General features: G+C 40.6%; 14 protein-coding genes. 6 read left to right on the top strand and 8 right to left on the bottom strand.

The window, feature by feature from the left end:
* From GVK91_RS01385 to GVK91_RS01375, 3 genes are all read right to left on the bottom strand, one after another.
* Positions 1-1,791, bottom strand: coding sequence for an ABC transporter ATP-binding protein (locus GVK91_RS01385; protein WP_159726555.1), 1,791 nt, complete (start codon positions 1,789-1,791; stop codon positions 1-3).
* A 152-nt stretch (positions 1,792-1,943) separates the two neighbouring features.
* A complete protein-coding gene (locus GVK91_RS01380; RefSeq protein WP_182331953.1) occupies positions 1,944-2,738 on the bottom strand; it encodes a S1/P1 nuclease in 795 nt (264 codons plus the stop codon).
* 125 nt (positions 2,739-2,863) lie between these two features.
* Complete coding sequence (locus GVK91_RS01375; protein ID WP_194932825.1) at positions 2,864-3,325, bottom strand: DUF4268 domain-containing protein; 462 nt, start codon at positions 3,323-3,325, stop codon at positions 2,864-2,866.
* Between the two features lie 99 nt (positions 3,326-3,424).
* Between GVK91_RS01375 and GVK91_RS01370 the strand changes: the two genes are divergently transcribed.
* Entirely contained in the window at positions 3,425-3,961 is a 537-nt protein-coding gene (locus tag GVK91_RS01370) for a lipocalin family protein (RefSeq protein ID WP_235032735.1), read from the top strand.
* Here GVK91_RS01370 and GVK91_RS01365 read toward each other — a convergent pair.
* Together GVK91_RS01365 and GVK91_RS01360 are read right to left on the bottom strand one after the other, a co-directional pair.
* Entirely contained in the window at positions 3,958-4,263 is a 306-nt protein-coding gene (locus GVK91_RS01365; protein WP_153844607.1) for a hypothetical protein, read from the bottom strand. The genes GVK91_RS01370 and GVK91_RS01365 overlap by 4 nt on opposite strands.
* A gap of 151 nt (positions 4,264-4,414) precedes the next feature.
* Positions 4,415-5,719 carry an ammonium transporter gene (locus GVK91_RS01360; protein WP_153844608.1) on the bottom strand — a complete coding sequence of 435 codons (1,305 nt, stop codon included), beginning with the start codon at positions 5,717-5,719 and terminating at the stop codon, positions 4,415-4,417.
* 289 nt (positions 5,720-6,008) lie between these two features.
* Here GVK91_RS01360 and GVK91_RS01355 point away from each other — a divergent pair, with 289 nt between their 5' ends.
* Entirely contained in the window at positions 6,009-7,061 is a 1,053-nt protein-coding gene (locus tag GVK91_RS01355) for an outer membrane beta-barrel protein (RefSeq protein WP_159726553.1), read from the top strand.
* 98 nt (positions 7,062-7,159) lie between these two features.
* Here the strand turns inward: GVK91_RS01355 and GVK91_RS01350 are convergent, their stop codons facing one another.
* Positions 7,160-8,542 (bottom strand): OmpA family protein, encoded by a 1,383-nt coding sequence (locus GVK91_RS01350; protein ID WP_159726551.1) that lies wholly within the window; start codon positions 8,540-8,542, stop codon positions 7,160-7,162.
* Positions 8,543-8,612: 70 nt separating this feature from the next.
* Complete coding sequence (locus tag GVK91_RS01345) at positions 8,613-9,026, bottom strand: NUDIX domain-containing protein (protein ID WP_159726549.1); 414 nt, start codon at positions 9,024-9,026, stop codon at positions 8,613-8,615.
* A gap of 250 nt (positions 9,027-9,276) precedes the next feature.
* Here GVK91_RS01345 and GVK91_RS01340 point away from each other — a divergent pair, with 250 nt between their 5' ends.
* Together GVK91_RS01340 and GVK91_RS01335 are read left to right on the top strand one after the other, a co-directional pair.
* Positions 9,277-10,296, top strand: coding sequence for a L,D-transpeptidase (locus GVK91_RS01340; RefSeq protein ID WP_159726547.1), 1,020 nt, complete (start codon positions 9,277-9,279; stop codon positions 10,294-10,296).
* Positions 10,297-10,378: 82 nt separating this feature from the next.
* The gene (locus tag GVK91_RS01335; protein WP_232475537.1) at positions 10,379-11,140 is read left to right on the top strand and encodes a murein L,D-transpeptidase catalytic domain family protein; all 762 of its coding nucleotides are present in this window, start codon (positions 10,379-10,381) and stop codon (positions 11,138-11,140) included.
* 90 nt (positions 11,141-11,230) lie between these two features.
* Here the strand turns inward: GVK91_RS01335 and GVK91_RS01330 are convergent, their stop codons facing one another.
* Positions 11,231-11,929, bottom strand: a complete 699-nt coding sequence (locus GVK91_RS01330) for a prolyl oligopeptidase family serine peptidase (protein ID WP_088161705.1) — start codon at positions 11,927-11,929, stop codon at positions 11,231-11,233.
* Positions 11,930-12,175: 246 nt separating this feature from the next.
* Here GVK91_RS01330 and GVK91_RS01325 point away from each other — a divergent pair, with 246 nt between their 5' ends.
* Both GVK91_RS01325 and GVK91_RS01320 read left to right on the top strand, forming a co-directional pair.
* Positions 12,176-13,381, top strand: a complete 1,206-nt coding sequence (locus GVK91_RS01325; RefSeq protein ID WP_159726545.1) for an exonuclease SbcCD subunit D — start codon at positions 12,176-12,178, stop codon at positions 13,379-13,381.
* Positions 13,382-13,384: 3 nt separating this feature from the next.
* The gene (locus GVK91_RS01320; RefSeq protein WP_153844614.1) at positions 13,385-16,423 is read left to right on the top strand and encodes an SbcC/MukB-like Walker B domain-containing protein; all 3,039 of its coding nucleotides are present in this window, start codon (positions 13,385-13,387) and stop codon (positions 16,421-16,423) included.
* The last annotated feature ends 1 nt before the right edge of the window (position 16,424 follow it).

Raw genomic sequence — 16,424 nt, 5'->3', positions numbered from 1 at the left:
TCACCTTTCATCTGATTGTAATGTTCTGCTTATTTTACTCAGATTTAAACTGTTGGCCATTGCTGAGAAAATATCATAATAGGTTCCTTTATGTGCGTATAGATCTTCATGTTGTCCTTTCTCTACCACCATTCCCTTTTCCATGACCACAATGGCATTGGAATCGATGATTTGAGAGATACTATGGGAAACGATAATTACTGTACGATCTTTCTTTATGGCATCCAAACTATTTTTAATCTGTTCGGTCGCGATGGCGTCCAAATTAGCCGTAGGCTCGTCGAGAAAAATAATGGGTGGATTTTTTAAAAACAAACGGGCTATGGCGATCCGCTGCTGTTGGCCCCCTGATAGTGACTGCGCATCCGAATCGTAACCCTTGGGCAGATCCATAATCTGTTCATGAATATAGGCTTTCTTGGCTGCTTCAATGATTTCTTCCCTAGAACTTCCCATTTTACCATATTCAATATTTTCAAAGATAGTCCCTTTAAAAATATGATTACGCTGCAATACCATACCGATATGTCGACGGAGAAACGCTGTATCGTACTTTGCCAGATCCACCCCGTCCAAAAAAATTTGGCCGCTGCTGGGTTCGTAAAATTTGTCCAATAAGTTGATAATCGTGCTTTTCCCGGCCCCACTCAGCCCCACTAAAGCCGTTATTTCATTCGGCTTGATCTCAAAATTCACGTCCTTTAAAGCAACGGTTCCATTTGGATATTCAAAAAAAACATTCCGCAACGCCAAATGTCCTTGAATATGTACTGGCTTATAATCACCTTTTGATTCAATATGCTCGTCAGATTCCAAAATTTCGAAGAAAGATTCTGAATAGATCAGGGCATCATTTACCTCATCATAAATACGGTGCAACTGACGTATTGGCGCCGAAACGTTATTAAATAACATGATATGAAACATAATCGCACCAATGGTGATTTGGCCAGAGAGAACAAGATAAGCCGTTAAAACAATGATAATGACAACAGCAATCTGTTCGACAAAATTTTTAATGCTGTCGTAAAGAAAACTCGTTTTTCGAGTTTCCATTTGATTCTCAGTCATTTCAAATTGGATCTTTTCATGACGTTTAGCTTCTTCTGGCTCCCGAACGAATGATTTAATTACTAAAATTGAATCGATCAAACTAATGATCCGGTTATTTTTCGACTCCCGGTAATTGCGCATCTGCCTTCTAAAGCCTGTCAACTTGGAGGCTTGGGTCTGACTAATATAAAGATACAAAGGAATAACAGCCACCCCTACCAGACCTACATATACATTAGCGTAGAACATACAGATTAATGCAATGATTGCATTTGCAAACAAAGGCAGAATATCAATAAAGAAATTTTGGACCAAACGTGTCAACGAACTAATACCGGCATCTATCCGGGTAGCCAATTTTCCACTTTCATTATCGGTTGAGGTATAAAAGGCTAACTTATAGGTTAAAATGCGGTTTACAATGGATTGAGAGAAGTCCCGTGCGATATAAATTCGAAGTTTCTCTCCGTAAAATTTCTGACCAAACTGAACAAAAGCATAGACTATTTCTTTAATTAACAAAATAATACTGATCATGCCTACTAGATACATGCCTTTTGATAAGGGTTCTTTGGCGACCATCAGGTCATTAATTTGATCGACGGTATACCGTAAAATAAAAGCATTTATTTGCGCAGCAAAAGACCCCACTACCGTTAATAACAAGGTATAAATAATCAACTGACGATAGGGTTTGGCAAAGGGAACAATTTTTTTAAATAATTGCGGGATAGTCATTGAAATTGATTTTAATATAGAGGAAACAACTAATCTAGGGACATTGTTTAAATGAAAAGCATAAAATCAATTTGATCACAACGACGTACTAACACAAAAAAGGCGTATCGTTTCATGATACGCCTTTCCAACAATTTGCGGTAGCCGCAATATTAACCAAAAATTCGATTTAATACTTTAGCTAGCCTTAAGCCACCTTTTAGCATACATTGCTCCATAATATCCTTGTTTTGATAAACATAGGAGTACGATAAATTGGCGTTATTGGCTACGTCAGCGTAAATCTTTTCAGCCAATTGATTTGATTCATACAACCAGTTAGCGAGCTCTCCAGCCGCCAGCTGCTCATTCTCTTTTTTGTTATTCACATCTAAAACAGTTGCAAACTCGGTATAACTATATTTCTCATTGTCTACCAAATCACTATCCCAAACACGGTGGATATTTGATTTTTTTCCAAACCAGCTTACTTCAATCTTATTGCCACCTTGATCCTCTGCACGGCTAACATGCATGGGTTGATGCGCATCGCCCAGAATATGGATCAAGAAATACAGGTTTTGTTTTTGTTGATCCATTGGAATAGTCTTATCTGCAAAGGACTTCTCAATACGGAGCGCTGTCTTATACAGATTCTCATCAGCTGAATTTTCTAAACCCAACTGAAAATCGGCCCAGGGTAAATTTGAGTTTAAATTTATAAAATGGGAATTCCCCAGTTTTTTAAATTCAGGATTGGGATCTGATTTGATAAAATCTCCCCAGTTGGCCCAATAGGCCAGCTTTTGCTGTCCAATGACTTTTCCAATATTCTTTTTGGCTTTTTTAGTCAAATGGCGTTCCGCAATTTCAGCCACGACACGATGCCCTGTTGTCCCCCACGCAAATACCGAAGAAAGCTGAAAACACAATGCCATTGCCAGCAAACCCTTGATCATTTTTTTCATTAGATTGTTGTTTTAAATGATGACGAAGCTCCTACCTGTTAGAAAAACGCCGTTCGCTCCCACAAACTGGAGTTGAAAAGCGGAATCAGACCTGTAATACCCCATCTTACTATATTGAATGTTAATTATTTGAAAATATCGAACGTATACTTAGCCGATGACCAAAACTCATCCAAAGCAATTATTCGAGGCTTAAAAAAAGAAATGAGCTCGGCCCAGTCATCCTCTTTAAAAACACTGTAACCGGTTAAGCTTGTATAGATCCGGCAAATCGGCTTTCCATATTCGTCCATTCCGTCCATGTCCCAAATCCACTCTTCTTCAAGAAGATCCTGCAACAACGTTTTAAACTGAAGAAATTGTTCTGCCATTAATGCCCTGAGCCCAGCATCAGATTGGGACCACTGTATCGCAATAGTTGCCACCTTCTTATCCGCATCCATTTTGAAGTATAAATGCTTAATACCTGTCTTGTAGTTAATCCAATTTGCTTTCTCCCCATCTGCCGATGCATGTAAAGCCATAAATTGCCCAAACTTCGTCCAGAATAACTGTTTTAATTGTTTTATCTCTTCCCTTGAATACACCGATACAAATTTTTAGTCAACAAAATTAGCAAAATAGCTCGGTATGTCTAAACCTTATTGGTATCAAAATTGTTGTTTTAACGATAAACATATTCGAAGATGAACATGGATAAGAAAAAATCACTATTACTATTAACTGGCATAGCACTTGGGGCTGTGGCCTATAATGCCTTTAAACCCGTCATCTCGCGACCTGACGTCGTGGATCCTTTTGACTTGGATAAATATCTTGGAAAATGGTTTGAAATAGCTAGACTCGACTTCTATTGGGAAAAAGGCTTAAGTCAAGTTTCCGCGGAATATAGCAAAAATAAAAATGGTACGATACGTGTCAATAACCAAGGGTACTCCGAAGACAAAGAACGCTGGAAACAGTCTATCGGAAAAGCCAAATTTGTCAACAGTCCCAATGAAGGCGCACTTAAAGTTTCGTTCTTTGGTCCTTTCTACAGTGGGTATAATATTGTAAAAATTACGCCTGATTATAAATACGCACTCATTTTTGGTGACAATCTAGACTATATGTGGATTCTGAGCCGTGAGACGGAGATTCCAGATAAAATCAGAAATGAATTTTTAACCTATGCCCTGCAATGCGGCTATGAAACCGGTGATCTCGTATGGACCAAACATTAGTCGAAGATCGGAGCTAACAGCTGGTAGTTTAACGTCTTATCCTGTGTGAGTACATCAGCTATCTCCTCAACATCTTCCGGCGTGATTGCATTTCTGATACCTGCATTGTAGAGATTTACAAGGAACAGGGCACCTGCACGTTTTTCGTTGAGCAGCAAAATTGAACTCCCGACATAGAAATTTAATACGGATACTGCATAGTCGCCAAACAGGTTAAAACCGAAATCACCATTTTTCTGTAGGCAATAACGCATCATTTTTTCAAAATCAGAACGCAAAGTATCTTTTATCTCAGTAGTCATCAAAATCTTTTTAGAGGCACAATTACTGGAAATAGCGCATAACATCATACACTCCTCTCCTGGCAGGACAAAAATGCAAAAAATATCCCAAACAATGTACCGCTAAGCAGTAGATTGTTTGGGATAAACTATGCGTTATGCTGCGACTAGTTTACAATGCTTCTGCATGTTGAGAAACATCCAAACCAAGCTCTTCATCTGTCTCTTCGACGCGCAATGGAGCTATAATATCGGTGATCTTCAATAGCACAAGTGAACCAACGAAGGCAAAAAATGACACCGCAAATAGTGCAACCATATGAACAAAAAACAATTTCGTTTCGCCAAAAAATAGACCATTGTCCACAACAACAGGATTAATGTTATGATGGGCAAACACACCGGTAAGTACCATACCAACCATGCCACCTACCCCATGACAAGGAAATACATCCAACGTATCGTCGATACTTGTTTTACTTCTCAGATATACAACCAGATTACTAACCAACGCGCCAACTAAACCAATGATCATCGCATGTGGAATACTGACAAAACCAGCAGCTGGTGTAATCGCAACCAAACCAACAACGGCACCGATACATGCCCCCATTGCTGAAGGTTTCTTTCCACGTATGATATCAACAAATATCCATGCCATAGCGGCCATGGCTGATGCTGTGGTCGTGGTCGCAAAAGCGTAAGCTGCCAAAGAATTTGCTCCACCAGCAGAACCTGCGTTAAATCCAAACCAGCCAAACCACAAGAGTGCTGTACCTAATATCACGTAGCTTATGCGCGCCGGATTATGAATTTGCAGTTTACGTCCTTTTAAATAAATCGCTGCTGCCAATGCTGCCCAACCGGCCGACATGTGCACAACTGTACCACCGGCAAAATCAAGAACACCAAATTTTGCCAATATACCTTCAGGGTGCCAAGTAGCATGTGCCAATGGCATATAAATAAAAATACTGAACAGAATAATGAATAGCATAAATGAATTAAAACGAATACGTTCAGCAAAAGCCCCCGTGATCAATGCTGGTGTGATAATCGCAAACTTCAATTGAAACATCGCAAACAAAACCAAAGGTATAGTGGGAAGCGCTCCCCAAGCAACATTCCCTAATGTACCTTTCATCATAAAAAATGTACGCGGATCGCCTACAATACCACCGATATCATCACCGAAAGCCAAACTGAAGCCAACAATGACCCAGAGGATTGTCATTAAACACATACATATAAAGCTTTGCATCATCGTTGAAATTACATTCTTCTTGCTAACCATACCGCCATAAAAAAACGCAAGTCCAGGTGTCATAATCAACACCAATGCAGAAGAAGTTAACAACCAGGCCGTATCTCCCGTATCAAATTCTGCCTTGTTTAAGTCAGACAAGTCAATGGACGGAAATACAAGTCCCAATACTCCTAAAAGAACTAGAACAATGAGTGGAATAATTTTTTTCATTTGTTTAAACTGATTAGTGTTTTCAATATATTAATAAAATTGTTAAAAAAATACAAGAACAAAACAAAAACCTACTTTCCCTTATAATTTTTTCAAATATAAAGTCTTTTTGTTAAAAAAATACTATGTTATTTTATTTTTTATGATTTTTTTTACATAATTTCACAGAAACAAACACAAAAACCATAATTACCAATTAATTTTTAAACAAAAACCAATACAAAACAGACAAAACAAAAGAATTAAGCCTTAAAAAAATCAAACAAATCAAACTTAAACCAAAAAAAACATGAAAAAACTTCTAACAATCATCTTTTTATCATTATTTCTAATAAAAACAGCGACATCACAAGAAGAAACCAAAGAAAAAGGAGTAGAAATATCCGGATCAGTGGATACTTATTGGAAATATGATTTTCAAAACAAACCTAACATCAACACCTATTTCACCGAAGACAACAACTCCGTCTCTATTGGGATGGTGGATTTGGCTGTAAAAAAGAAGTTTAAAAAAGCATCATTTGTCGGAGAATTGTCTTTTGGCCCTAGAGGGCAGTATCGATCCATTATGAATGGTGATGGCCAGGCCGGCGATGACAAAAACAGTTTCCATATCCAAAATCTATATGTAGGCTATGATCTGACCGAAAAACTCAATCTTACTGCAGGTTTCATGGGAACATTTGTGGGTTTTGAAGTGATATCACCAACCTACAATTTCCATTATTCAACTTCTTATTTATTCGGTGCCGGTCCATTTCAAGACGCTGGTTTAAAAGCTACTTATAGTTTCTCAGACAAAGTGGCTTTAATGGTCGGACTATTTAACGACTGGAATGTCTATCAAGATATGAATGGAGTTTCACATGTCGGATCACAACTGGCCTATACCCCCAACGATAAAAGCAGCTTTTATCTCAATTTTCTAACAGGATCCTCTGCTGGCGGCAAAACCAATTACAGCTCTGGAACATTGGTCGATCTTGTAGCTAATTATGACTTCACCCCCAAATTTTTTCTTGGTTTAAATGCTACAAATTATAAAAAGAGAGATGGTGGGGGTTACTCTGGAGTAGCACTTTATCCAAGAATTCATGTTTCAGAACATTTTGGACTAGGATTACGCGAAGAGTTTTTCCAAACGCATAAAGAGGAAGAAAATGGAATCCCTAGTTCCAATATTCTCGCAACCACCTTGACCGCAGAATACAATTACCATGGATTCAAATTTATTCCCGAAATCAGAATTGACAAAGGAAATACCGAACGATTCATCAAGAATGACCTAAGCCCGACCAAATCTGCAGGACAATTTCTATTGGCCTGTGTCTACAGTTTCTAAATAGCATTACATTACACATAAAAGGAAAGAGCAGATTCCAGTGGAATCTGCTCTTTCCTTTTATTTTCGAAGCGGTCTAGCTGCGTTGCAAAAAGCAATTATCGAACACTTACCGAAACATGACGATCCATAATACGATCGGATTCGGGCGCATCTGCCATATACTTGGCAAACTGCGAGCCGTAACCCTCTGCACCTATCACCTGTTTGGAAAGCTGCTCTTTACCCAGGTAATCCTTTACAGCTGTTGCCCGCTCAAGCGATAACTTTTTATTAAAATCCTCATTGCCCGTTTTGTCTGTATATCCACCGATTTTAATATTAGCTGCAGGAAAAGCCTTTAATATCGCAGCAAGATTACTTAATTGCACCTGACTTTCAGGCAGTACCTCGGCTGTACCTGTTTTGAAATTCAGGTTATCGAAATCAAACCAGGTATTTTTCAGGGAATCTTCACCCATCGATTTATAATCGGATTTTAAAAATTGGACCAAGTGATCCTCTATCCCGCCTTTAAAAGCAGCAAGTTTGACACCGTTTGGTAGGATGACCTCCGTCGGCTCGCGCTCAACCATACTGGACCCCGTTTTCATAGTATCTGGCTCTACCTTTGTATTGTTTACACTGGTGTCGGTAGCACCGTCTTGCTTGCTTCCACTACAGCCTTTTCCAAATAAAAACCAAAGCGCAGCCAATACGACCAGGGCGATTAAAATCTTCCACCAACCGCCACCGGAACCGCTTCCAGAACCAGTTCCAGCGATTGCTGCCCTGGAATCTTCCGCTCTTGGCAATGACAAGGGCTCTTTATGTGCTTCCAGTTCATTTGCCGGATTAATGGGTATTGACTTATGACTATCCACCTCCTTAGCAACATCAGCAGGAATTGCATGTTCAGTCGCGGATTCTGCCGGCGCAGAAAAATGTGCACCATCAAAAAGCTTCCCAAAGGCGCCTAAGCCTAACCCAGCTGGAACAGCAGCAGCAAAAGCGGTTTTATTTTCCTCCAAAACATGACCGATACGATCAAAATCCCAATTTTGGCCCTTATTTGTTAGACTGGAGAATATCGCGGGCAAAGAAAAATTCATTAATTTCCCAATGGAGCTGCCATCATACCCCAAATAACCGGCAACAGTACTCAAAACAGTATCCAGACCGCCACCAAATATTGATCCCAATAAACCCTGAGCATTCTCACCTTTCACAGCAGGATCCGCTGCGGGCCCATCTGCTTTGCTTACACTACCGAGAAGCTCCTGGAAATCAAAATTCGCAAAGTGCTGCTTAGCCCTTTCAAGTATCTCCGAAATCCCACTACCGGAATCGGAATGTTGGCTTAAACCTAAAAACAAGGCGGGAATTGTTACATTCAAACCCTGCTTTACCCCCTCTTTATCCTGATTTAAAACTTGCCCTATCTGAGCGACCGCCTCTTCGTCAAAAAAGTCCTTCGCCCCTTTTAAAAGCTGATTTTCCATAATCTTTGTTTATTTATAGTTTATATAAAACTCTAACAAACAAAGGTTTAATTTGTTTACCCTACACGATTTAACGATCAAAATCACCCGAAAGCCATTTTGGAAGAACAAACTCGGATGCCAGATGGGTGCATTGGTAACTTTGCCAATCAGCTCTACTGATCCACAGCACTTCTTCCAGTTCTTCATAAGCCTCAAATGCATGACGCTCTGCCAGTTTGATTAAATAGATATAGCCCTCGACCACCGTATTTACCTCATTTACAGCCTGTGTACTGTGACTACCAATAAAGCTTATTTCCATGCTGCTCACATCATACCGAAGCTCCTCTTTCAGTTCACGAATTAAGGTCTGCTCACGGCTTTCTTCCGGCCCTACCTTCCCCCCAGGTAGCTGAAAATAGCTAGACCCTTTTTTACGAACCATTAGCAAATCTCCTTCCGGAGCAAGCATCACCGCCGAGCAAATAACAATTTTGTCCATATCATTTATTTCAGATCACAAAACTAACTTTTTATCCATCATCGAAGAAATATCTCCCCCGCATTCAAGACAGCTCTTTAAAATAAAATTTTACCGCAATAAACGCTTTATCATTGAAAATCTGTTACAGTTCACAAAACGAATAGTAAGGTTTAACAGCAAATCTATTTCCTTCAACTGCAATAAAATTGCAAATAATAAACTAATTATCTAAGTTTAAGGTATAAAACGATAATCTATACTTCCATATATGAATCGAAGATTAACCTGTTTAATACTAAGCATATTGTTTCTATTGCCGGGATGCCAGCAAGACAAGAAAAACACAGCAAAAACCAATCAGCAAACTGAGCAGCAAAAACCTACTCCACCTAAAGAGCAGGTTGAGCAGAAAAAAATACTTACCGCTGAGGATATTATCTTAAAAAAAGAGCTGCTTTACAACAAATACACCCTGGAAGACAGCTATCCTTACAAAGACACCACACGCGGTTTTCAATGGGAAAAGATCAAAGAACGCCTGGCCTTTATCGAAAATTTTCAACAGACACCATCGCTGTATGGGGTTCTACAGAATTATCAAAATGAAAAAGGCGAAGCCCCAACAATACAGGACTATAAACGGGACTCTTATAAACGCGTATCCGACAGTTTCAACGTCGAACGCTATCAAGCGGCACCACTCTACGATCTTAACAGTGCCAAAGCTGTTCGTTACGGTCGGGACGGCTGGCTCGTCCGCATACAAGGCCCCGACAGCATAGCTCGAATTCCGATTGAAGGTATTTCATTCGAAGGAAAATATACGGTTCCCAAAAGATATCTGCGTATTATTAGCGACACTGTGCAGTTCAAGATCATCAATGTCGTCGATGTAAAGAACCAAAATATCTGCACCTTGGAAAAAGTCGGAAACGAATGGCTTGTCCGAAGCATGAATCCTGTGACGAGTGGTCGGCACAAACCTCCCCATGCCCAGGAAACTCCAACAGGCCTCTTTGTTGTGCAGGAACACAAATCCAAGATGTTTTATTATGAAGACGGTACCAAAACTTACGCCGGTTTCGCACCTTATGCCACCCGATTTACCGCCGGGGCCTATATACATGGAGTTCCAGTCAACAATCCCAATGGCAGCATTATCGAATATAGTGAGAGCCTAGGCACAACACCCAAGTCGCATATGTGCGTCAGAAATGCGTCATCTCACGCTCAATTTGTCTATAAACGGTCAAAAGACCTCGCTTCACTGGTCGTTGTTATTGATTAACAATATTTAACATTCTGTAAATCAAATATGTATTAACTTTAATAATTAATTTTGTAAACATCTACACAGAAAAGGGAGAAGAATGGGAAATACGTTTATGTTTCTTTTGATGGCACTCAATACAGCATTGTCTTCACAAGAAGAATTAAAAACAACAGATCAACAAACCACCAGCACTCATCGTATCAATGTCGAACGTCAACGCACCGAAGTTGACTCGTTGTATGATGAAATGAATCTAGGCAAAGTATTAAAATACGAAGCGTTTCGTCAAGCAATGGAAGGCAGAAAAGAACTTCCGATCCACAACAAGGACATCATGACCGTCATTGACTTTTCATTGGCATCAACGGAAAAAAGGCTTGTGGTACTCGACCTTGCGCACAAAAGAGTACTTTTCAACACACTGGTTGCGCATGGAAAAAATAGCGGAGAAAACTATGCTGTCAATTTTTCAAATCAACAGGAGTCACTTAAAAGTTCTTTAGGGTTCTTCACAACAGAAAACACGTACAACGGCGAGAATGGTTACTCCTTGGTATTAAATGGTCTTGAAGAAGGTATAAATGACAATGCAAAAGCAAGATATGTTGTGATGCATGGCGCCGATTACTGTAGCACAGGAACAATAGCAAACTTAGGCAGACTCGGTAAAAGCTACGGCTGCCCCGCAGTACCAAGGGAATTTGCAGGCCCTATCATTAACACCATCAAAGATGGAACGTTGTTGTTTATTTATGCCGACAACTCCGAGTATCTCACAAAGACACACTTGATCCATCAACCCAATATATTGATGGCGCAATTTCAAAAAAGACCGCCTGCATTTGATCACGAAGGCTAATAAATAAAAAAAGCCTGATGGAAATACTTCATCAGGCTTTTTTTATTTATAAATTGTCTTTCGATACACCGCTACCGGACCAACACGATTCTAAGATTTATGCTTTTTCTTAAATTTCAACATCCAATTGTAAATTGCATCATCATGGAACAATCGCTCCACACTTCCATGCGTCCCCCCTTTTATCACATTTAAGCTCACATTTGCATCCGGATCTTCTCTTTTGATCGCATTCATAATTTTTCTGGATTCCGAAATTGGCACGGCACGATCAGCGGTACCATGATGAAGCCATATCGGCACCTGAGTCAGGTTAGATGCATACTGACTCGATCCGCCGCCACATATTGCTACTGCAGCAGCCACCCTTTCGGGATATTTACCAGCCACATCCATGGTACCATAGCCCCCCATACTCATGCCGCAAACGTAAATACGGTCGGGGTCAGCATTATAATGTTCAATAACATAGTCAATAATTTCGATTACTTTGTCCGGATCCCATCCTCCCCGGGACTGTGGCGCAACAATTATCCCAGGCACCTCCTGCCCTTTGTTGATGGCATACAATACACCATAACGCTTTACACGATCTAAATTTGTCCCGGACAAACTTCTTCCATGCAAAAACACAAATACAGGCTGTTTTTCAGACTCCAAAGAATCCGGTGCGGCATCTTTCAATAAAAAAGGATAAGCAGTTTCTCCTTTTATAGCGTGTATTTCCTGCGCGTTTACGCGCATCAACAGCATAAAGAAAAAACAGATATACAGGTAAACTTTTCGCATATTTCTTGTCTATGACTACCTAGCTTAATTTTGGAGCACTAAAAATACAATTAAATGACTTTTATGGCACGCATTTAACATGTTTTAACATTTCAACTGCGACAGCATTACACTTTAGCACAAAGCAAAGACTTCATCCCATATTGGCCCAAACTGATCATTTGAAAGATTCCATCCAATTATAATTGCATTTCATGCCAAATTTATCTTAGTTTGTAACATTGCGCAAAATATCCAAGCTCTCACATGAAAATATTGCATACCGCCGATTGGCATTTAGGAAAACGATTGGACAGTTTCTCCCGGATAGATGAACAAGTACTGGTCATGGATGAAATCGTTGATATCGCAGACCGGGAAAACGTGGATCTCGTGATCATCGCAGGAGATCTGTTCGATGCCTTCAATCCCGGTGTGGAAGCCATCGAGCTATTCTACCGAACAATCAAGCGTCTTACCAAGAATGGTATACGCCCAGTAATAGCAATCGCGGGCAATCACGATTCCCCCCATTTGATTGACGCGCCCGATCCTTTGGCACGAGCGTCGGGCATCATCCTAATCGGGCATCCGCATGCTGTGGTTACCCCTTTCGCAACAGATGGTTTCACCGTGTTACAGTCAGATACGGGCTTCATTGAATTGAGCTTACCGCAATTTGACTACCCGATTCGTATTCTTCATACAGCCTATGCTAACGAAATACGCTTAAAACAATATCTAGGCGAAGAGAAAGAAAGTAAATTAAATGAGGTCTTAGCAGCAAATTGGCAAAAAATAGCCAATACCTATTGCGATGATAAAGGCGTGAATATATTGACGGCACATCTTTACATGAATAAATTGGGCAGCGCACTTTTAGAGGAGCCTGACGGCGAAAAACCGGTCAAAATTGGCAATGCAGACTTAATCTATTCAGAGGCCATCCCACCACAGGTCCAATACACCGCATTAGGGCATCTCCACGGGTATAAAAATATCGGTTCTGCCGAAAAACCGGTGGTTTATGCATCTTCGCCTCTATGTTATAGTTTTTCGGAGGCTGGGCAAGTAAAATACGTTGCGCTGGTCAATGTATCGGCCGGCGAGCAAGCAAGTGTTGAGCGCATTCCACTAACTCAGGGCAAACCACTGATCCGAAAATCGTTCGACGATATTGAACTGTGCATATCCTGGTTGTCTGAAAACCCCGATGCTTTGGTGGAGCTCACGCTGAAATCAGAAACCTTCTTAAAAGCCGAGGACCGCAAGCGAATCTATCAGAGCCATTCGGGAATAATCTATCTCATTCCGCTCGTTAAACAAGATGAGCAAGCGCTTCTGGACAACAAAGAAATAAATCTTACACAAGACATGTCGACCTTATTCAACGATTATTTCAAATCCAAGAATGGCAATCAGGCGCCCAATGATGACATCCTTGATCTTTTTCGCGAAATCCTAAACTCTTAATCCATGATTCCATTAAAGCTAACTCTAGAGGGGATATACTCTTATCAAGAACGTCAGACGATCGACTTTACCGCGCTTTCTCAAGCGGGGCTTTTTGGTATCTTCGGTGCTGTAGGCTCCGGTAAATCATCGATATTGGAAGCGATTACCTACGCCTTATTTGGAGAAACGGAACGCCTGAATGCACGGGATAAACGCGCTTATAACATGATGAATCTCAAGTCCAATCGATCTTATATCGAGCTTGATTTTGTCAATTTTGAAGACCGTACATTTAGAATTACCCGCGAATTTAAACGTAATTCCAAAAATTTCGATGATGTAAAATCCCCCACCGTTGTACTCTACGAAAAAATAAATGAAGAATGGGTTCCACTGGAAAGCAGCAATACACAGCATATCATTGGATTAAGCTATGAGAACTTCAAAAGAACAATCATCATTCCCCAAGGGCAGTTCAAAGAGTTTATAGAACTTGGCGCCAAGGAACGGACGGATATGATGAAAGAGATTTTTCAGCTGCATCGATTTGACCTGCAGGATAAAGTTTCCAACCTCTATAAAAAAAATCAGTCCGAGCTGGATCACCTCAACGGTCAATTAATAGGATTTGACGAGATCACGAGCGAACAGATAGAAACGACCGAAACAAATCTCCAACTGGCAGTCGAGTCCTTTGTCGCCATTGAATCGTCGTACAAGTTGCATCATGAAAAGTTCTTAAGGCTCAAAAAACTCAAAGAGGATGTCTTAGAGCTTCGTACGGTGAAGGCGCTCTTTCAGCAATTGCTAGAACAAAAAGGTAAAAAAGAGACCTTACGATTAAAGTTAAACCGCTTTGAGGAAGCACAAACCAACTTTCTACATATTCTTAAATCCAAGGAAAAATTAGCCCAAGAAGGCCTAATTGCACATAAAAGAGTAGAAACCGAAAAACAGAGACAGACCGAAATTCAACAGCTTATACAGGAGCATTCCTCAAATCTCAATCTGTTGAAATCACAATACGAACAGCTGCCACAACGTCGTGTTCAGGAACTGGATCTTGAATTGATAAGCCAATTGATTACGTTTTCAAATGAAATTAAGAGTTTACAGGATCGGGCACAGAAGGGGCGCAATTTTGTGCAGGAAACAAGAGAGCAACAACGACATTTTAAAGCCAGAATCCAAGAGACAGAAATTCAGATCGCTAGGCTAAAGCAATCAAAGCCTTCGGCCCATGAACTCATGGAGCTGGGCCAGTGGTACACCAAACAGCAGGGCATCCAACAACAGGAAGACGATCTGAACAAGCAGGCCATTGATTTAGAAACAAGTATAGCTGTGCTGAAGCAGGAACTCCAGGCCATTCATCCGGACCTCGAAAAATTCCGATCAAATCACCTCCTTGTAGCCAGTGCCCTCGAGCAAAAACTTCAGACTCTCCAAGATGAAAAATCACATCTTCTCCTGCAACAGAGGTTGACCCAATATGCAGAAAACCTTAAAGCAGGATCCCCATGCCCACTATGTGGAGCATTGGAACATCCTGCTATCAACCAAGGACAGGATATTTCCCAGGAAGTTGCCGCCAATGAAAAATTGATTGCCGAGACAAATGAAAGTCTTAAGCATCAACAGGACCAGCAATTCCAAGTCGAAAAACTCCAGCTGCGCTTGCAGTCATTAAATGATCAGCAACAAGATCTAAACACGAAAATTCAGCTGAATGCCAATAACAAAATTGCACATGCCCAGCAATTTACATGGATCGGTTATAGCGCTACGGATGAATCCAGCTACACATCAAATAAGCAGGAACTCGCCCGGATCGAAACACAGATAACAACAGTGGAGCAACAGCTTGGTGAGCATCAGGCTACACTCGCTTCCGTTGAGGAAAAGCTGGAGAAATACAATAAAGCACTGCATCAGTTTGAACGTGATGAAGCAAGCAAACAGGCCCAGATTAATCAAAATATCGGGAACCTGAAAGCGCTGCGCTGGTCTGATTATGAGATGCGGGAATCCGAAGCAGTTGAAAAGGAATATACTGCACTGAAAAGATCAAATCTGGATATTGAGCGCGACTACATTACTTTAAGCGAACGATTAAATGAGTTAAACAGTCAATTTGCAGCACAATACAGCTTGGTACAGACGATTGTTGAACAGCTTGCAGATATCCGTCGTGAAAGTCAAGAAACCGATGCTACAATCCAGCAGCTACTTGTGGCTTCATCCTTTGAAACTTTGGCAGAGATTCGGCAAATCCTTGCCGAGAATTTGTCTGTCATACAGATTCGACAAGAGCTTGAACAGTTTCAAATCCAGTTTGAAACTGTGAAGGCACAGATCAGTCAGTTGGAAAAGAAACTCGTCGACCAGGTATATGACGAAAACCAATTTCTCGCACAGGAAAAAATCCTGGATGAGAGCGCCCAACAATTGAAAGCGAGCACTGAAGCTGTTGCCCGACTTCAGCAGGAGCGCGATCAGCTAAAAATCGCCTATGCAAAAAAGGAAAATCTCCTGCAACAACAGGTAAAACTAAATTTACGCCATGACAATTTGAAGCAACTTTTTAATCTCTTTAAAGGTGCGGGCTTTGTACAATATGTTTCTTCGATTTACCTACGGCAGCTGTGTGATCATGCGAATATTCGTTTCCATCGCATGACCCGAAATCAGCTTAGCCTACAGCTGAACGACAACAATGAATTTGAAATTATAGATTATTTGAATGAAGGAAAAAGTCGCAGCGTAAAAACACTATCCGGTGGACAGGCATTTCAGGTATCCCTAAGTTTGGCTTTGGCTTTGGCAGAAAGTGTACAGTCAAATTCACGTGCGGCCAAAAACTTCTTTTTTATCGATGAAGGTTTTGGAACACAAGATATCACTTCTGTTAATATTGTTTTCGAAACGCTATTGGATTTACATAAGGAAAACCGGATCGTCGGAATTATTTCACATGTTGAAGAACTCAAAGAACGTATTCCAGTGTCCCTTTCGATAGAAAAGGATGAAGAACAGGGTAGCCAAATTTTTATCAATTAAT

Source organism: Sphingobacterium sp. 18053 (assembly GCF_902706145.1).
Classification (GTDB): Bacteria; Bacteroidota; Bacteroidia; order Sphingobacteriales; family Sphingobacteriaceae; genus Sphingobacterium; species Sphingobacterium paramultivorum.
This window is presented reverse-complemented; position numbering and strand designations above follow the sequence as displayed.